The 17506-nt window shown below is 72.9% G+C and carries 14 protein-coding genes; 7 read left to right on the top strand and 7 right to left on the bottom strand.

Annotation, left to right across the window (positions count from 1 at the left end):
- Nucleotides 1-8 precede the first annotated feature (8 nt).
- From FS793_RS14425 to FS793_RS14405, 5 genes are all read left to right on the top strand, one after another.
- A complete protein-coding gene (locus FS793_RS14425) occupies nucleotides 9-2057 on the top strand; it encodes a prolyl oligopeptidase family serine peptidase (protein ID WP_186329546.1) in 2049 nt (682 codons plus the stop codon).
- A 5-nt stretch (nucleotides 2058-2062) separates the two neighbouring features.
- Entirely contained in the window at nucleotides 2063-2554 is a 492-nt protein-coding gene (locus FS793_RS14420) for a tetratricopeptide repeat protein (RefSeq protein ID WP_144721538.1), read from the top strand.
- A gap of 40 nt (nucleotides 2555-2594) precedes the next feature.
- Entirely contained in the window at nucleotides 2595-3893 is a 1299-nt protein-coding gene (locus FS793_RS14415) for an O-acetylhomoserine aminocarboxypropyltransferase/cysteine synthase family protein (protein ID WP_144721536.1), read from the top strand.
- On the top strand, nucleotides 3890-5209 hold the full coding sequence (locus tag FS793_RS14410) for an LLM class flavin-dependent oxidoreductase (protein WP_144721534.1): 1320 nt from the start codon (nucleotides 3890-3892) through the stop codon (nucleotides 5207-5209). The genes FS793_RS14415 and FS793_RS14410 overlap by 4 nt, the downstream gene beginning before the upstream one ends.
- A gap of 144 nt (nucleotides 5210-5353) precedes the next feature.
- On the top strand, nucleotides 5354-7687 hold the full coding sequence (locus FS793_RS14405) for a PhoX family protein (protein WP_144721532.1): 2334 nt from the start codon (nucleotides 5354-5356) through the stop codon (nucleotides 7685-7687).
- Nucleotides 7688-7786: 99 nt separating this feature from the next.
- On the opposite strand, the gene FS793_RS14400 is transcribed toward FS793_RS14405, so the two are convergent.
- Entirely contained in the window at nucleotides 7787-8002 is a 216-nt protein-coding gene (locus FS793_RS14400; RefSeq protein ID WP_144721530.1) for a CstA-like transporter-associated (seleno)protein, read from the bottom strand.
- Nucleotides 8002-10236 carry a carbon starvation CstA family protein gene (locus FS793_RS14395; protein ID WP_144721528.1) on the bottom strand — a complete coding sequence of 745 codons (2235 nt, stop codon included), beginning with the start codon at nucleotides 10234-10236 and terminating at the stop codon, nucleotides 8002-8004. Before FS793_RS14395 ends, FS793_RS14400 begins: the two co-directional genes overlap by 1 nt.
- Nucleotides 10237-10319: 83 nt before the next feature.
- On the opposite strand from FS793_RS14395, the gene FS793_RS14390 reads away from it, so the two are divergent.
- Entirely contained in the window at nucleotides 10320-11060 is a 741-nt protein-coding gene (locus FS793_RS14390) for a GntR family transcriptional regulator (RefSeq protein ID WP_260980181.1), read from the top strand.
- Between the two features lie 169 nt (nucleotides 11061-11229).
- Nucleotides 11230-13392: a metallophosphoesterase family protein gene (locus tag FS793_RS14385; RefSeq protein ID WP_144721526.1), complete on the top strand. Its 2163-nt coding sequence runs from the start codon at nucleotides 11230-11232 to the stop codon at nucleotides 13390-13392.
- A 70-nt stretch (nucleotides 13393-13462) separates the two neighbouring features.
- Here the strand turns inward: FS793_RS14385 and FS793_RS14380 are convergent, their stop codons facing one another.
- From FS793_RS14380 to FS793_RS14360, 5 genes are all read right to left on the bottom strand, one after another.
- Complete coding sequence (locus tag FS793_RS14380) at nucleotides 13463-14134, bottom strand: methionine ABC transporter permease (RefSeq protein ID WP_144721524.1); 672 nt, start codon at nucleotides 14132-14134, stop codon at nucleotides 13463-13465.
- Nucleotides 14131-15162, bottom strand: a complete 1032-nt coding sequence (locus FS793_RS14375; RefSeq protein WP_144721522.1) for a methionine ABC transporter ATP-binding protein — start codon at nucleotides 15160-15162, stop codon at nucleotides 14131-14133. The genes FS793_RS14380 and FS793_RS14375 overlap by 4 nt, the downstream gene beginning before the upstream one ends.
- Nucleotides 15163-15249: 87 nt before the next feature.
- Nucleotides 15250-16152: a MetQ/NlpA family ABC transporter substrate-binding protein gene (locus FS793_RS14370; RefSeq protein WP_144721520.1), complete on the bottom strand. Its 903-nt coding sequence runs from the start codon at nucleotides 16150-16152 to the stop codon at nucleotides 15250-15252.
- A 98-nt stretch (nucleotides 16153-16250) separates the two neighbouring features.
- Nucleotides 16251-16805, bottom strand: coding sequence for a prepilin peptidase (locus FS793_RS14365; RefSeq protein WP_144721518.1), 555 nt, complete (start codon nucleotides 16803-16805; stop codon nucleotides 16251-16253).
- A 57-nt stretch (nucleotides 16806-16862) separates the two neighbouring features.
- A complete protein-coding gene (locus FS793_RS14360) occupies nucleotides 16863-17459 on the bottom strand; it encodes a hypothetical protein (RefSeq protein ID WP_144721516.1) in 597 nt (198 codons plus the stop codon).
- Between the last annotated feature and the right edge of the window lie 47 nt (nucleotides 17460-17506).

The raw sequence follows: 17506 nt of genomic DNA, 5'->3' as shown, positions 1-17506 counted from the left end.
ACCCTGCCGTGAGGCGTTCCGAGACGGTCGACGAGCTGCACGGGGTGCGCGTCGCCGATCCGTATCGGTGGCTCGAGGATGCGGACTCCGAGGAGACCGCCGCGTTCGTCGCCGCGCAGAACGCGTTCGCCGAGCCCGTGCTCGCCGCGCTCCCCGCCCGCGACGCGTTCCGCGCTCGCGTGACGGCCCTGCTCGGCGCCCCGACCCGAGGATGCCCGTTCGAGCGCGGCGGCCGCGTCTTCGCGTGGCGCAACGACGGCCAGAACCAGGACGTGCTCACGGTCGCCGACTTCGTCGATGCGCTCGAGGACGCACGCGTCGTGCTCGACGCCAACCTGCTCTCCGCCGACGGCACCGTGTCGGTGACGACGGCATCCCTCAGCCCCGATGGCCACCTGCTCGCCTACGGCGTGGCCGACGGCGGCTCGGACTGGCGCATCCTCAAGGTGCGCGACGTCGTGACGGGTCTCGACCTCGCCGACGAGATCCCCTGGACGAAGTGGAACCAGCCGGTCTGGCTGCCCGACGGCCGCTCGTTCACGTACTGGCGCTACGACGCGCCGGACGGCAACGGCCTCACCGACGAGATGGGCGCCGGCCGCCTCATGGTGCACGTCGTCGGCGACGACCCCGAGACGGATGCCGTGCTCTTCTCGCGCCCCGACGAGCCGCGGCTCTTCGCTCGCCACTGGCCGCGCGACGACGACTGGTTCGTGCTGCAGACCGACACGGGCGCCTCGAGCGGCAACGACCTGCACGTGCGCAGGCACGACGAGCCCGTCACGGCGCTGCGCCAGCTCGTCGCGGGGCACGACGTCGAGCGCAACGCCATCGGCGTGCGCGACGGCCTGCTGCTCTTCGTGACCGACGAGGGCGCGCCGCGCTACCGCCTCGACGCCTTCGACCTGGTCTCGGGCGAGCGCTCGACCGTGATCGCCGAGCACGAGACGGACGTGCTGCTGGGCGCCTCGCTCACCGAGCACGGCCTCGTGCTGGAGTACTCGCACGACGCGTCGCATCGCGTGCAGCTCGCCGCGAACGACGGCACCCTGGGCGATGCCGTGCCGATCGGCGACGGCGTGAGCCTCACGGGCCTCAGCGCCCGCGCCACCTCGTCGACGGTCTTCGTCACGACGTCGTCGTTCGTCGACCGCGGCACGCGGCACGTCGTCGAGACGCACGGCCCGACCCTGGTCTCGCACCGCACGCTGCTCACGCCCGGCCCCCCGGCGCCCGACGCCACGACCACCCGCATCCGCGCCACGAGCACCGACGGCGCCGAGGTGCCCGCGTTCGTCGTGCGCCCCGCCGACGACGACGGCTCGGCACCGCGCCCCACGCTCATCTGGGCGTACGGCGGCTTCAACATCCCCATGAACCCCGGCTTCCGCGCCGTGCTCGCCGCATGGGTGGATGCGGGCGGCGTGCTCGTGGTGCCCAACCTGCGCGGCGGCGGCGAGTTCGGCTCCGACTGGCACAAGCAGGGCACGAAGGCGCGCAAGCAGCAGGTCTTCGACGACCTCTACGCGATCGCCGAGCACCTCGTCGCCACGGGCGTCACGACGCCCGAGCAGCTCGCGCTGCACGGGCGCTCGAACGGCGGCCTGCTCGCCGGTGCCGCGCTCACGCAGCGTCCCGAGCTGTGGGCGGCGGTGCTGCCGGGCGTCGGCGTGCTCGACATGCTGCGCTTCCACCGCTTCACGATCGGCTGGGCGTGGACGAGCGACTACGGCGACCCCGACGACGCCGCCGAGTTCCCGGCGCTCGCCGCCTACTCGCCGCTGCACGCCATCCGCGAGGGCGTCGCCTACCCGCCGACGCTCGTGACGACGGGCGACCACGACGACCGCGTCGTGCCCGCCCACTCGTTCAAGTTCGCGGCCGAGCTGCAGCGCGCGCAGGCGACGAGCGGCTCGGACGCGCCGATCCTGCTGTCGATCGACACGCGCGCCGGACACGGCATGGGCAAGCCCAAGGATGCGGCGGCGCTCGAGTTCGCCGACCAGCTGGCGTTCGCCGCGCACCATGCGGGGCTCGCCGTCGACGCGGTCGCGTGACGGACATGACCGACTGGCAGGCGCGCATCGACGCGTTCTGGGCTGCGCTCGACGAGGATCGCCCGCAGGAGATGATCCGGCAGATGCGGGTGCTCATCGCCGAGCTCGGACCCGGGGACGCTCGCGGGCCGTTCGAGCTGGGCGGCGTGTTCGACGCCCTCGGCATGGAGGAGGTCGCCGCCGCCCACTACCGGCGCGCCCTCGAGCTCGGCCTCGACGACGAGCGTGCGGCGCGCCTCGCGATCCAGCACGGGTCCACGCTGCGCAACCTGGGCCGCGTCGACGAGGCGATCGAGGTGCTGGCGCACGCGCCCGACCACGACGCCGTCGGAGACGCTCGCGCGATCTTCCTCGCCCTCGCCCTGCACGACGCGGGTCGCAGCGGCGAGGCGGTGCGCCTGCTCGTCGAGGCGCTCGAGCCCGAGCTGCCGTCGTATCGGCGCTCGGTGCGCGCCTACGCCGAGGACCTGCCCGCGCCGCCGCGTCACGGGACGTAGCACGACGTCGGGCGGGCCTCCGCGCGTGTCAGCATGACGCATGCTCCGCCGCACGACCGCCGCCACCGACCTCGGCTTCGCGACCCGTCAGCTGCAGCCCATCGAGGTCGCCGAGCCCGTGCGCAGCCGCACGACGCCGCTCTACATGACCGCCGGCTTCCCGTTCGACGCGTTCGACGAGTCCGCCGAGCACTTCCGCACCGGCGACGGCTACTCGTACACGCGCGTCGCGAACCCCACGGTCACGGCCGTCGAGCGGCGCATCGCCGACCTCGAGGGCGGCGCCGACGCCGTGCTCGTCGGCAGCGGCCAGGCGGCGATCGTCGTCGCGCTGCTGGGCCTCGTCGGCGCCGGCGACCACGTGCTCGCGGGCGCGAGCATGTACGAGGGCACGCGCGGCCTGCTGCTCGAGGAGCTCGCGCGTCTCGGGGTCACGACCGACTTCGTCGCGGGCAACGATCCCGCCGCGTGGCGCGCGGCCATCCGGCCCGAGACGCGCGCGGTGCTGCTCGAGGCCATCCCGAACCCGCGCAACGACCTCCCCGACCTGCAGGCGATCGCCGACGTCGCGCACGAGCGCGGCATCGCCGTGGTCGTCGACTCGACGCTCGCGACGCCGTACCTGCTGCGCCCCATCGAGCACGGCGCCGACCTCGTCGTGCACTCCGCGAGCAAGTTCCTCGCCGGCCAGGGCGCCGTGCTGGGCGGCGCGGTCGTGGATGCGGGCACGTTCGACGCGACGCGCTCGGGCCACCTCTACCCGCACCTCACGGCGCCGAGCCGTGTCGGCGGGCCGAGCCGCGTCGACCGCCACGGACCGCTCGCGCGCATCGCGCACATCCGCGACAGCGTCGCCGTGCGCTTCGGACCCACGATCTCGCCGCTCAACGCGTTCCTCATCGGCCAGGGCATCGAGACGCTCTCGTTGCGCGTCGAGCGGCAGTCGGCGAACGCGCTGGCCATCGCGAGGTTCCTCCACGAGCACCCGGCCGTCGCCTCCGTCGACTACTCGGGGCTGCCGTCGAGCCCGTACCGCGCGCTCGCCGACCGCTACTTGCCGCGGGGCCAGGGCTCCGTCTTCGCGTTCACGGTGCACGGCGGCGAGGCGGCCGCGCGTCGGCTCGTCGACGCCCTGGCGCTCTTCACGCCCATGACGCATCTCGGCGACGTGCGCTCGCTCATCCTGCATCCGCGCACGACGAGCCACACGCAGCGCACCGAGGCCGAGCTGGGGCTCGCGGGCATCGAGCCCGGCACGCTGCGCGTGTCGATCGGCATCGAGGACGTCGCCGACCTCGTGCGCGACCTCGACCGCGCGCTGCGGGTGGCGTCGGCATGACGCGGCAGCAGCACCTGGGCTGGTTCCTCGCCCGCGGCTTCGGACCGCACGGCTGGGGGCATCCGTACCTCGACTGGGACTACCGCTGGACGTCGCCCGCGCTGTACCGCCAGTCGGTGCGCGAGCTCGAGCAGGCGAGCGTCGAGCTGCTCGTCATCGAGGACGCACCGTCGCTCGGCAGCCCCGAGACCCTCGACCTGCGCGTGCGCCACGCGTTCGGCGGCCCCAAGCTCGACCCGCTGCTGCTGGCGCCGTACCTCTTCGAGGCGACGCGCGCGATCGGCATCGCGCCCACGATCAACCCGGCGGCGCTGCCGCCGTACACCGCCGCGCGGCAGCTGTCGACGCTGCAGCATCTCTCGGGCCACCGCCTCGGCGTCAACGTCGTCACCGACACCGGCAGCGCCCGCCACTTCGGCGCCGCCGCTCCCCTCGGCCACGACGCCGCCTACGACCGTGCCGAGGAGTGGCTCACGGGCGTGCGCGCGCTGTGGCGCTCATGGCCGGAGGATGCGCTCGTCGCCGACGTCGGCTCGGGCGTCTACGTCGACGGCTCGCGGCTCGAGCGCGTGCAGCACCGCGGCGAGCACTTCGCGTTCGACGGACCGCTCAACGCCGTGCCCTTCACCGACGGCGAGCCCCTCGTCGTGTCGCCGGGCGGATCCGGTCGCGGGCTCGGGTTCGCGGGCGCGCACTCCGACGTGCAGCTCGCGCTCGCCCCGCTCGAGGCGTCGGCGCTGCGCGCCTACCGGCAGCGCATCCACGACGCGGCGATCGCGGCCGGGCGCACGGCCGACGACATCCGCATCCTGTTCGCGATCCAGCCGACGATCACGCCGAGCGCCGAGGAGGCCGACCGCATCGTGCGCGCCTCGGCGAACCCCGACGACGCGACGATCGTGCAGCTCGCCCGCAAGCAGTCGAGCGACCTCGAGACCGACCTCGCATCGCTCGACCTCGACGCGCCCATCCCGCCGGGCACGTTCGGCGACCACGTCTCGCACGGCTCGATCGCACGCCTCGTCGGCGAGCACGACGCCGCGACGACGCCGTTGCGGGTGCTGCTCGCCGGCCTGGCCCGCCTGCGCCGCACGGGCGACGGCACGGGCCTCGTCGGCACCGCCGAGGAGCTCGCCGACCGCATCGAGCAGCTCGGCGAGGAGGTCGACAACGACGGATTCCTGCTCTGGGGCGACCTGCACCCCGTCACGGTGCACCGCACGCTCGACGAGCTCGTGCCCATCCTCCGCCGGCGAGGGATCCTCAGGCGTGAGCTCGACGATCGCGGCCTGCGGGCGAACCTCCTCGGCTCCTGACCGATCGTTCGGGACGTTCGCCCGCGCGACGCGCCGCATCCCCCGTCACGCCACCGCCGCGACACCTGCTGGCCACCTCCTGACGGTTCCGTGATCGGGTGCGCTGGGCCGCTCGGGTCGGGGCGCACCGAGGAGGGGGCTCCCATGGTCGATGTCGAACGCCGTCCACTGCTGCCGATGGCTGCGCACGTGCGCGGCAAGCGCAGTGCCGTCACGTGCCAGCTGAAGTGCGCGAACGCGTGCCTCGGCGACGTGTGCAACACGTCGCGCAACGCGTACCTGCGCGACATCATCGACGCCGAGCTCTCGCGCCGCACCCTGCTGGGCGCCGGCGTCGCCGGCACCGTCGCGCTCCTCACGACCCAGGCCATCGGCGCTGCGGCGCCCGCGCAGGCCGCCGCTCCCGTGCCCGGCGCCGCGTTCGGCTTCACGCCCATCGCGCCGGTCGCGGCGACGGTCGACGAGCTCACCGTGCCCGAGGGATTCACCTACCAGCCCATCCTGCGCTGGGGCGACCCGCTCTTCCTCGACTCCCCCGCCTTCGACGCGCTCGATCAGACGGAGGCGAAGCAGCGCCGCCAGTTCGGCTACAACTGCGACTACACCGACATCCTGCGCATCGACGCGACGACGGCGCTGCTGTTCGTGAACCACGAGTACACGAACGAGCCCATCATGTTCCCGGCCGCGCAGATCGCCGAGGACCCCGCCCGCGTGCGCGCCGTCGGCCGCGCCGCCCACGGCCTCTCGGTCGTCGAGCTCACGCGCGGCAGCGACGCCGAGGCGTGGGAGCCCGTCGTGGGCGCCGCCCGCAACCGTCGCTTCCTCGACGACACCCCCTACGCCATCACCGGCCCCGCCGCGGGCTCGCCGCTGCTGCAGACCGTCGCCGACCCGACGGGTCGCGTCGCGCTCGGCACCCTCGGCAACTGCGCGGGCGGCACGACGCCGTGGGGCACGATCCTGTCGGGCGAGGAGAACTTCAACGGCTACTTCGCCGCCGCCGGCGCCACGGCCGCCGACCGCCGCTACGGGCTCACGTCGCCGACGACCGCGCGCGGCTGGGAGCTCGACGACCCGCGCTTCGACACCCGCACCCCGGGCTACGAGAACGAGGCCAACCGCTTCGGCTGGATCGTCGAGATCGACCCGTTCGACCCCGCCTCCACGCCGCGCAAGCACACGGCCATGGGCCGCATGAAGCACGAGGGCGCCAACGTGCACGTCGCCGCCAACGGTCGCGTCGCCGCGTACATGGGCGACGACGAGCGCTTCGACTACCTCTACAAGTTCGTCTCGGCAGGCACGTACGTCGAGGGCGACCGCGCGTCGAACATGACGCTGCTCGAGACCGGCGACCTCTACGTCGCGCAGTTCGAGGGCAACTCGACCGTCGAGATCGACGGCTCGGGCACCCTGCCCTCCGACGGCGCCTTCGACGGCGTCGGCCGGTGGCTGCCGCTCGTCGTCGGCGGCGAGTCGCAGGTGACCGGCTGGGCGGTCGACGAGGTGCTCGTGAACACGCGCGGCGCCGCCGACCTCGTGGGCGCGACGAAGATGGACCGCTGCGAGGACGTGGAGCCGAACCCGATCACGGGCCTCATCTACGTCGCGTGCACGAACAACTCGAACCGCGGCGTCGGCACGAACGCGGTCGCCGACGAGGCGAACCCGCGCACGCAGAACCGCGACGGCCACGTCATCGAGATCGCCGAGGACGGCGGCGACCACACCGGCACGACGTTCCGCTGGAGCATCCTCATGCTCTGCGGCGACCCTGCGCAGGGCGACCAGACGTACTTCGCAGGCTTCCCCGTCGACCAGGTGTCGCCGATCTCGTGCCCCGACAACCTCGCGTTCGACTCCGAGGGCAACCTGTGGGTGTCGACCGACGGGGCTCCCGACGGCATCGGCTACAACGACGGCCTCTTCCGCGTGCGGCTCGAGGGCGCGCAGCGCGGCCTCGTCGAGCAGTTCCTCTCGGTGCCGGTGGAGTCGGAGACGTGCGGCCCCGTCATCCACGACGACGAGTGGCACGTGTTCGTCGCGGTGCAGCACCCGGGCGAGGACGGCCTGTTCGCGACGCCGTCGTCGCTGTGGCCCGACTACGCGCCCGCCGGCGCGACGGGCGTCGACGGCACCTTCCACGGCCCGCGCCCGACGGTCGTGCAGGTGCTGCCGATCCCGGTCGAGCCGAGCCCGGAGCCCTCTGAGCCGCAGCCCTCGGTGCCGCCGTCGTCGGGCGGCCCGAGCGTGCCGCCGACGATCGTGCCCTCCCCGACCGACGGCGTGAGCCCGTCGGGCTCGACCGCACCCACCGGCGGCGCGGGCGCCGGCGGCTCGGGCGGCTCGGGATCGCTGCCGCAGACGGGTGGCCCGCTGCTCGCGCCCCTCGTCGCAGGCGCATCCGCCGCCGTCGCGATCGGCGCCGGCCTCGTCGCGCGCCTGCGCACGAAGGGCACCGACGAGGAGGCGTAGCCACCTCGCAGTCCGCGTCTCGCAGGCGATTCCGGGTCTGCAGGGAACATTCCCCTCAGGAACCGGAATCGCCTGCGATACGCGAGCTCGCGAGCTCGCTCAGCAGCACCGGCCCTGCGGGTTCGCGTCCTGCCAGCGGTGGTAGTCGCGCCAGAACGCGCGGCGGTCGAGCGGTGGACGCTCGGGATGCGCGGCGAGCTCGTGCGCGAGGTAGGACTCGTAGCGCGACTCGCCCGTGAGGCCGCGCGCGTACCAGGCGGCCGCACGCCACGCACGCCGGAGGGCGTGCGTGGCGGCGGCGGCGCGATCGGGCATCAGTGGCCTCGCGACGGCTGCTGGTCGTCGGGCAGCGCCGCCCACTCGCGCTCGAGCGCCTTCTCCTCCTTCGACGCGACGAGCCCAGCGGGCGCGTAGCGGCGCGACGGCACGGGCGCATCCTCGCGGTCCACGATCTCGCGCGTGCGCCATGCGCGCAGCACGGCGAGCACGCTCGTCGTGATCACGACGATCGCGAGCGACACGAAGATGATCGAGAGCGTGCCCTGCACGGCCGTGTTGCGCACGACCGCCTCCATCGCCTCGACCGTGCCCGCGGTGCCGAACGACTCCTCGCCCGAGGCGAGCGCGTCGCGGAAGGCCATGTGGTTGGCCCAGTAGCCCACGGCCGGCACCGGCGAGAAGATCTTGAGGATCGATGCCGTGATGGTCACGACCGCGACGAACGCGAGCGGCAGGCCCACGATCCACAGCCACCGCCACGTGCCGCGGCGCGCGACGATCGTGAGCACGATCGCGAGCGCGATGGCCGCGAGCAGCTGGTTGGCGATGCCGAACAGCGGGAAGAGCGTGTTGATGCCGCCGAGCGGGTCCGTGACGCCCATGAGCAGCACCGCACCCCAGCCGGCGACCATGATCGCCGTGCAGATCCAGGCGCCGAGCCTCCACGACGTGTCCTTGAAGCGCTTCGCGACGTTGCCGATCGAGTCCTGCAGCATGAAGCGGGCCACGCGCGTGCCGGCGTCGACGGCAGTGAGGATGAACAGGGCCTCGAACATGATCGCGAAGTGGTACCAGAACGACATCATCGATGCGCCGCCGACCCACTGCTGCAGGATGTGCGCGAGGCCGAACGCGAGCGTCGGCGCGCCACCGGTGCGCGACACGATCGTCTCCTCGCCGACGTCCTGCGCTGCTTGCGCGAGCACCTCCGGACTCGTCTGCACGCCCGCGAGCATGAGCCCGTTGACGAAGTCGGCAGCGCCCTCGACGGTGCCGCCCGTCGCGGCGGCCGAGGCGTTCATGGCGTAGTAGATGCCCTGGTCGATCGACACGGCGGCGACGAGCGCCATGATCGCCACGAACGACTCCATGAGCATGCCGCCGTAGCCGATGAAGCGGGTCTGCCGCTCCTTCTCGACCATCTTCGGGGTCGTGCCCGACGAGATGAGGGCGTGGAACCCCGACAGGGCGCCGCACGCGATCGTCACGAACAGGAACGGGAAGAGGCTGCCCGACCAGACCGGACCCGTGACGCCGCTCGCGAAGGAGGTGAACGCCGGCACCTCGATCTCGGGCCGCACGAACACGATCGCGACGGCGAGCATGCCGATGACGCCGATCTTCATGAACGTCGACAGGTAGTCGCGCGGCGCGAGCAGCACCCACACGGGCAGCACGGCGGCGATGAAGCCGTAGACGATGATCGCCCACGCGAGCGTCGTGCGGTCGAGCGTGAAGACGTCCTGACCCCACTGGGTCTCGGCGACGGCGCCGCCGCCGACGATCGCCGCCATGAGCAGCACGAAGCCGATGATCGACACCTCGGTGATGCGGCCGGGACGGATCCACCGCAGGTACGCGCCCATGAACAGCGCGATCGGGATCGTCATGGCCACCGAGAAGACGCCCCACGGGCTCTCGCCGAGCGCGTTGACGACGACGAGGGCGAGGATCGCCGTGATGATGATCATGATGAGCAGGGTCGCGACGATCGCGGCGGTGCCACCGACGCGGCCCAGCTCGTCGCGCGCCATCTGGCCGAGCGAGCGGCCACCGCGACGCATCGAGAAGAACATCACGAGGTAGTCCTGCACGGCACCGGCGAGCACGACGCCGACGATGATCCAGATCGTGCCGGGCAGGTAGCCCATCTGCGCGGCGAGCACGGGCCCGACGAGCGGGCCGGCGCCGGCGATGGCGGCGAAGTGATGGCCGAAGAGCACGCGACGGTCGGTCGCGACGTAGTCCTTGCCGTTGGCGAGGTGCTCGGCCGGCGTCGCCCGCAGGTCGTCGGGCTTGACGAGGTGGCGCTCGATGACCTTCGAGTAGAAGCGGTACGCGATGAGGTAGGTGCACACGGCGGCGAACACGAACCAGATGGCGTTGACGGTCTCGCCGCGCACGACGGCGAGCATGACCCAGGCGAGGCCGCCGAGCAGGGCGATGCCCGCCCAGAGCGCGATCTTCGCAGGGGTCCAGCGGGTGCGGGTGACGGGTGCAGCGGCCGGCGGCAGCTCGCGATCCTTCGTGGGGGTCGTGTCGGTGCTCATCGCGATGTCTCCTATGACGTCGTGGGCTGTCCCCCAGCGTAGGCGATGAGCACCCTGAGGATCCCCGATGGGAGGATGGATCCGTGGAGGGCGGGCGCGAGCAGCAGGCCGCGCCGCAGCGTCTGCGCTACCGCGAGGTCGCTGCCGCGATCGACGTCGAGATCGCCTCGGGCGCCGTGGCAATCGGGTCGCGACTGCCGTCGGAGGCGTCGCTCGCCGCTCGCCACGGCGTCGCACGCGGCACGGTGCGCAAGGCGCTCGCGCACCTGCAGCGTCGCGGCGTCGTCGCCCCGCAGCGCGGTGCCGGCTGGGTCGTGCAGTCGCCGGTGCGCGCCTACGGGCTCGCCGGCTTCCGGTCGTTCGCGCAGTGGGCGCGCAGTCGCGGGCTCGAGCCCGGGGGCCTCGTCGTCGCCTCCGCCCAGCAGCCCGCCGACGCCGCGCTCGCGCGCCGCATGCGCGTCCCCGTGGGCGACGCCGTGCTGCACGTCACGCGCGTGCGCACGCTCGACGGGCAGCGCGTGATGGTCGAGCGATCCGCGTACCCGTCGTGGGTCGCGCCCGTCGTGCGCGACCAGCCGCGCGATGCGCCCTCGGTGGCCGAGCTGCTCGCCGATGCGGGCTTCGCCGAGGCGGAGGGCTCGCACCGGCTCGACGCCGTGGCCGCCTCGAGCGACGACGCACGACTGCTGGGCGTGCCGCGCTCGAGTCCGCTGCTGCTCGTCGACCGCCACGCCATCGGGGTCGACGGCCGCACGATCGACGTCAGCGTCGACCGCTACCTGCCCGGCACCGTGACCTTCGAGGTGCGCTCCGACGGACGCTGACGCGCCACCGCGCAGGGCCGCGGTGGACAGGTGCGCGCAGCCGTCCGCTCGGATCCCGCGCGGGCGCGGGGTGGGCAGCCGGTCGGTCGCCTCCCGTTCACCTTCGCGTCGACGACCCCCGCGAGGCTCCGGGTGCGCGTCCTCCCGACGCGCGAAGAGAGGAGCTCCCATGCACCCCCGATCGCAGCGCCGCCGCTCCGCGACGCGCATCGTCGCCCCCGCGGCCCTCGTCGCAGCGCTCGTCGCCTCGCCGCTCGCCGCATCCACGGCCATCGCCGCACCCGACGCCGCACCCGACGCGGCGGTGCAGGCCGCCGCGTCGACGCTGACGCTCGACGCCGTCGTCTACGAGACGGGCCAGCCGATCACGGCCACGTACGCGACCGACGTGCCCGACGCGACCAACTGGGTCGGCATCTACCCCGCCGGCGTCACGCCCGGCGACCAGCCGTCGACGCTGTGGGACTACGCGCCCGACGCGTCCGGCGCGCTGCCGTTCTCGGGCGACCTCGCGGCAGGCGAGTGGACCGCATGGTTCCTCGCGCAGGACGGCTACGAGTCGCTCGCCGAGCCCGTCGCGTTCACGGTGGCGGCCGACCCCGAGGCGTCCGTGCCCGGCGACCCGTCGGCGCCCGTCGCGATCGACCCCGTCGTCACCGACGTCACGACCGACGGCGTGCTCGCCCGCGAGGGCTTCGACGCCGTCGGCGCGCCCGACGCGCCGGCAGCCACCGGCACCTGGGCGAGCATGACGCGCGACGCGTGGACGGCTGACGTCGACGAGATGCGCGGCCGGTTCTCGCGCGCGCACGGCGCCATCGCGATCGCCGACGCGCAGCAGGCGGGCGGCGAGGCGTACTCGGCGACGCTCGCGCTCGACCCCGTGTCGGTCGAGGGCCTCGCGGCCGTGCGCCTCACCTTCGACAGCCACTACCGCGGCGCGCCCGGCCAGTCGGGCATCGTGCTCGCGTCGTTCGACGGCGGCGAGGCGACCGAGGTGCTGCGCCTCGACGACACGACGGTCGTCAGCGGCTACGACGAGACGCAGATGAACGCCATGCAGAACGTCGTGCTCGACGTGCCGGTCGGCGCCTCCGACGTCGCGTTCACGTGGGTCTTCGCGGCCGGCACCGGCGGCCGCTACTGGGCGATCGACTCCGCGACGGTGCACCAGGTGCAGCAGGACGTCGCCGGCTCCCCGACGCAGGCCTGGGTCGTCTCCGACATCCAGGGCCACCCCGCCGACCTCCAGCAGGGCATCGGCCAGATGGCGCAGCTCGCCCCCGACGCGAACGGCCTGCTCATGGTGGGCGACATCGTGAGCTCGGGCACGACGGCCGAGTGGGATGAGATCGACGCGGTCATGGATGCGACGGCCGGCGTGCGCCCCGAGCAGACGATCGCGGCGATCGGCAACCACGAGCGCTACGCGTCGGGCGGCTTCGAGGCGAACCGTGCGCGGTTCCTCGAGTTCGCGCAGCGCGAGGGCGTCTACGACGAGTACGTGCTCGAGGGCACGGGCGGCGCGGTGCCGGTCATCGTGCTCGGCCAGGAGTTCGCCTCGCCGACCGACGTCGCGATGAGCGACGCGCAGGTCGCGTTCCTCGAGGAGCGCCTGGCGCACTGGACCGCCCTCGACCGCCAGGTCGTCGTGCTGACGCACTTCCCGCTCGGCGAGACGACGTCGGGCACGTGGGCGCCGAACTACTCCGAGCACCACCAGATGAACGATCGCCTCACGAGCATCCTCGGCAACTACCCCAACGCCGTCGTCTTCTCGGGCCACACGCACTACCCCGCCGAGCAGGGCGACTGGGCGATGCAGCGCCGCACCGACGACGGGCACGCCGACGGCTTCTGGTCGATCAACACCATGGCGATGCACATCGAGTGGGATGCGGTCGGCGAGGACACGGCGACGCGCTCCGAGGTCACGACGGGCGACGTGAACCGCGGCAGCGTGCTCGACGTCTACGGCGACCGCCTCGTGGTGACGGCGTACGACTTCTTCGCCGACTCCGCGCAGCTGCAGCAGGTCACGATCCCGAACCCGCTCGTGGCGTTCGACGAGCAGGCCGCCGAGGTCGTGCCCTCGCCGGAGCCGTCGCCCGAGCCTTCGGTCGACCCCACGCCGTCGCCGAGCGACGACCCGGCTCCGTCGGCACCGACCCCGTCGACGACGCCCGGCGTCGGCGACGACGTCGCGGGCGGCGAGGGATCGCTGCCGCAGACGGGCGCCGACGTCGCGTGGCTCGCAGCCCTCGTGGCGGCGGCGGTCGCCGCGGTCGGCGGCGGGCTCGTCGCGCGGCAGCGCATGCGCCGCCGCGGCTGACGCGGGACCGCATGCTGGAGGCGGCCGGGCTGACGCCCGGCCGCCTCTCGCGCATCCGCCCTCAGCCGCGTCAGTGGCGCAGGATGCGGCGCGCGAGCCAGTTGCCGAGGCCCTGCACCAGCTGCGTGACGACGATGATGATCGCGAGCGCCGACCACGTCACCACCGGGTCGAAGCGGCGGTAGCCGTAGTCGAGCGCGTAGGCGCCGAGACCCTCGCCGCCGATGATGCTCGCGACCGACGACATGTCGATGAGGGCGACGGTCGCGAACGTGTAGCCCAGGATGAGCGGGCCGAACGCCTCGGGCAGGATCACGGTGCGGATGATGCGCCACGGGCTCGCACCCATCGCCCGCGCCGCCTCGACGACGCCCGGGTCGACCGAGATGAGGTTCTGCTCGACGATGCGCGCGATGCCGAACGTCGCGGCGATCGAGATCGAGAAGATGATCACGTTGGTGCCGAGCCCCGTGCCGAGCACCGCACGCGCGACCGGCTGCAGCGCGACGATGAAGATGATGAACGGGATCGGCCGGATGGTGTTCACCAGAGCGTTCAGCACCCAGAACGCGACGGGCTGCGCGAGCACGCCGCCGCGTCGCGTGACGTAGAGCGCCGTGCCGACGAGCAGGCCACCGATGCCGCCGAACAGCAGCGAGACCGCGACGAGCCACAGCGTGATGCCGGTCTGCTCGAACAGCGTGGGCAGCAGCTCCTGCAGCCGCTCGACGAGATCGTTCATGCCGTCACCTCCGTGATCGTCACGCCGGAGCCGATGCTCGCCACGGCATCGCGGATGGCTGCGTCGTCGCCGCGCACCGCGATGGTCAGCAGGCCGTAGACGCGGCCCTGGATGTCGTCGACGCCGCCGTGCACGAGGTGGAAGTCGACGCCGGCACGCGCGAGGGCGCCGAAGACGCGTGCCTCGCTCGCGCCCTCGTCGGTGAACGAGATCGTGAAGAGTCGGCCGTCGTGCTGCTGCCGCAGGGCCACGAGCGCATCCCCGTCGGGCAGCGCGCGCACGACGGTGCGCACGAAGCGCCTGGCCGTGTCGGTCTGCGGCCTCGTGAACACGTCGTACGTGGCACCCGACTCGACGACGCGCCCCTGCTCCATGACGGCGACCTTCGTCGCGATGCGGGCGATGACGTCCATCTCGTGCGTGATCACGACGATCGTGACGCCGAGCTCGCGGTTGACGCGTGCCAGCAGGTCGAGCACCTCGTCGGTCGTCTCGGGGTCGAGCGCGCTCGTCGCCTCGTCGGCGAGGAGGATCGCAGGCTCGGCCGCGAGCGCGCGCGCGATGCCGACGCGCTGCTGCTGGCCGCCCGAGAGCTGCTCGGGGTAGGCATCCGCCTTGTCCTCGAGGCCGACGAAGCGCAGCAGCTCGTCGACGCGGGCGCGCCGCTGGTCGCGCGGCATGCCCACGACCTCGAGCGGGTAGGCGACGTTCGCGCGGATCGTGCGCGATCGCAGCAGGTTGAAGCGCTGGAAGATCATGCCGATCCCCTGCCGCACCTCGCGCAGGCGCGCGCCCGACAGCGACGTCACGTCGACGCCGTCGACCTGGATCGACCCCTGCGTCACGGGCTCGAGGCCGTTGATGAGGCGCACGAGCGTCGACTTGCCGGCACCCGAGTAGCCGATGACCCCGAACACGTCACCGCGCTCGACGTCCAGGCTCACGCCGTCGACGGCGACGACGGTCGCGCCGCCTCTGCGCCGCGGTGGGTACGACTTCGTCACGTCGGTGATGGAGATGTGCGGCATGTGCTTCGTCCTCATCGGTGGTGGTCGGTGGGTGACGCGGTGAGCGCGGGCACCATCGCTGGTGCCCGCGCTCGTCGTCATCGAGTCCTACTGCTGCGACTCGATCTGCTCCTGCACCTCGGCGAGCGAGGACTGCAGCTCGTCGGCGGGGATCACGGTGAACACGGCCGTGTTGCCCGCGAACTCCTGCACCTCGTCGAGCAGCTCCTGGTTGCCCTGGTAGATGTCGACGAGCTGGTTCAGCACCTCGTTGTCCGTGTCCTCCGCGCGGACGACGAAGACGTTGACGTAGGGCAGCGCCGACGGGTCCGACGGGTCGTCGGCAGCGATGGCGTCCTGCGAGCTGATGCCGGCGGAGCCGAGGAAGTTGTTGTTGATGACGGCGCCGGCGACGTCGGGCAGCGAGCCTGCCGTGATCGATGCGTCGACGGGGGTGACCTCGACGCGCGACTCGTCCTCGATGATGTCCTGCACCGACGACGCGGTGCTGCCGCCGTCCTCGAGCTCGACGAGTCCGACCGACTGCAGCACGAGCAGCGCTCGTGCCTGGTTCACGACGTCGTTCGGGATGACGATGGTCTCGCCGTCGGGGATGTCCTCGACCGAGTCGTACTGCTGCGAGTACAGGCCCAGCGGGTAGATCGCCGTCGAGCCGATGGGCTGCAGGTCGTCGCCCGATGCGACGTTGTAGTCGGCGAGGTACTGGATGTGCTGGAACTGGTTGATGTCGAGGTCGCCCTCGCTCAGCGCGGGGTTCGGCTCGGTGTACTCGGAGAGCAGCTCGATCTCGACCGAGATGCCCTCCTCGGCGGCGAGGTCGGCGAACGTGTCCCAGTAGTCGGCGGGGTCGGTGGTGCCGATGCGCACCGGGTTCTCCTCCGAGCCGAGCGCGGCCTCGGAGTCGCCGCCGCCGGCGCCGCCGGCGCAGCCCGCGAGCAGGAGGGTGGATGCGGCGGCTGCCGCGGCGAGGGATCGAGCGAAGGTCGACATGGTGGTGCTCCTGGGAAGGTCCTTGGGGGTGCTCCCACGGTAGGAAGCATCGGGACCCGCGGACCAATCGGATCGTCACACTGCGCAATGCGCGACGGTCACACGGCGGCGAGCACCGCCGAGACCCCGGTGCCCGCGAGCAGCCACGGCCCGAAGGGCACCGACTCGGCACCGCGCACCGTCGCCACGAGCCCCACGGCGCCGCCGAGCACGAACGCGCACGCGATGCCGGCGAGCGGCAGCCACCACTCGAGCGGCGCGGTCGCGAGCGCGAGCCCCGCGCCGAGCTTCAGGTCGCCGGCGCCCATGCCGCCGAGCCACCACATCGCGCCGAGCATGACCGCGACCGCGAGCGCCACGACGCCGCCCATCCAGGCGCCGAGCACGGCGCCGACGCCGGCGCACGCGAGCGCGACGCCCAGCAGCGGCACCGTGAGCACGTTGGGCAGCCGTCGGTCGGCGAGGTCGATGCGAGCGAGCGCAGGTGCGACGAGCGCCGCGACGACGAGGGCCGTCGTCGCGGCACCCGTCGCGCCCATCCAGCCCGCCTGCACCGACAGCAGCGCGGCACCGGCTGCGAGCGCGAGACCGAGCGCCACGTCGATCGCGCGCAGCCGCACGGGAACGGCGGGGGCGCGGACGGCGGCGAGCATGCGGGCACGCTAGCCCCGCCCGTGCGATCGCGTCGGCGACCGTCCACAGACCGTCGGTCAGCGCGCCTCGGACTCCTGCTCGAGCGCACGGTCGAGGACATCCCGCTCCCCGACGACGTCCGAGTGGCGCAGCGCACCCGCCCGATCGATGCGACCCTGCGCGCGCACGGCGAGCGGGATGAAGATCGCCGTGATCGCGGGGCCGATCCACATGACGACGCCGTGCAGCACGTCGACCCACGGCATCGACAGCACGCCCGGCAGCCAGATCGCGAGCGGCAGGAGCGCGGCTGCGCCGATCCATCCGGCGACGCCGGGCGCGTGCGCGCGCTGGATGCGCCACGTCTCGCGCACGTGCACGCTGCCGGGCCACTGCCGCTCGTCGCGGTCGTGCCCCACGCACAGGTACACGGCCATCGCCACGACGAGGGCCATCCAGATGGCGATCGTCGCGGCGATCGACCACTGCACCGGCACCGGCATCGCGCGTCCACCGGTGAGCACGTCCGACCGCACCGCGATGAGCGTCAGCGCGCCCAGCTGCACGAGCGTGACTGCGGCGATGGAGCCGACGAGGCTGCGTTGCTCGCGTCGTACGCGCCGCACGACCTCGGCTCGGCGCTCACCGGTCCTGGTCGCATCTCCCCGTCCCATGCATCGACGATGCCCGCCCGACCTGGGTGCTCCGTGCACGCACGAGC

The organism is Agrococcus jejuensis (assembly GCF_007679035.1).
Lineage (GTDB): Bacteria > Actinomycetota > Actinomycetes > Actinomycetales > Microbacteriaceae > Agrococcus > Agrococcus jejuensis_A.
Note: the sequence above shows the minus strand (reverse complement) of the source record. Positions and strands in the feature narration are given on the sequence as shown.

Excerpts from the sequence above, each read along its gene's own strand:
- FS793_RS14420 (WP_144721538.1), top strand. The coding sequence starts at position 2,063 with ATGACCGACTGGCAGGCGCGCATCGACGCGTTCTGGGCTGCGCTCGAC.
- FS793_RS14415 (WP_144721536.1), top strand. The coding sequence starts at position 2,595 with ATGCTCCGCCGCACGACCGCCGCCACCGACCTCGGCTTCGCGACCCGT.
- FS793_RS14410 (WP_144721534.1), top strand. The coding sequence starts at position 3,890 with ATGACGCGGCAGCAGCACCTGGGCTGGTTCCTCGCCCGCGGCTTCGGA.
- FS793_RS14405 (WP_144721532.1), top strand. The coding sequence starts at position 5,354 with ATGGTCGATGTCGAACGCCGTCCACTGCTGCCGATGGCTGCGCACGTG.
- FS793_RS14400 (WP_144721530.1), bottom strand. The coding sequence starts at position 8,002 with ATGCCCGATCGCGCCGCCGCCGCCACGCACGCCCTCCGGCGTGCGTGG.
- FS793_RS14395 (WP_144721528.1), bottom strand. The coding sequence starts at position 10,236 with ATGAGCACCGACACGACCCCCACGAAGGATCGCGAGCTGCCGCCGGCC.
- FS793_RS14385 (WP_144721526.1), top strand. The coding sequence starts at position 11,230 with ATGCACCCCCGATCGCAGCGCCGCCGCTCCGCGACGCGCATCGTCGCC.
- FS793_RS14380 (WP_144721524.1), bottom strand. The coding sequence starts at position 14,134 with ATGAACGATCTCGTCGAGCGGCTGCAGGAGCTGCTGCCCACGCTGTTC.
- FS793_RS14375 (WP_144721522.1), bottom strand. The coding sequence starts at position 15,162 with ATGCCGCACATCTCCATCACCGACGTGACGAAGTCGTACCCACCGCGG.
- FS793_RS14370 (WP_144721520.1), bottom strand. The coding sequence starts at position 16,152 with ATGTCGACCTTCGCTCGATCCCTCGCCGCGGCAGCCGCCGCATCCACC.
- FS793_RS14365 (WP_144721518.1), bottom strand. The coding sequence starts at position 16,805 with ATGCTCGCCGCCGTCCGCGCCCCCGCCGTTCCCGTGCGGCTGCGCGCG.
- FS793_RS14360 (WP_144721516.1), bottom strand. The coding sequence starts at position 17,459 with ATGGGACGGGGAGATGCGACCAGGACCGGTGAGCGCCGAGCCGAGGTC.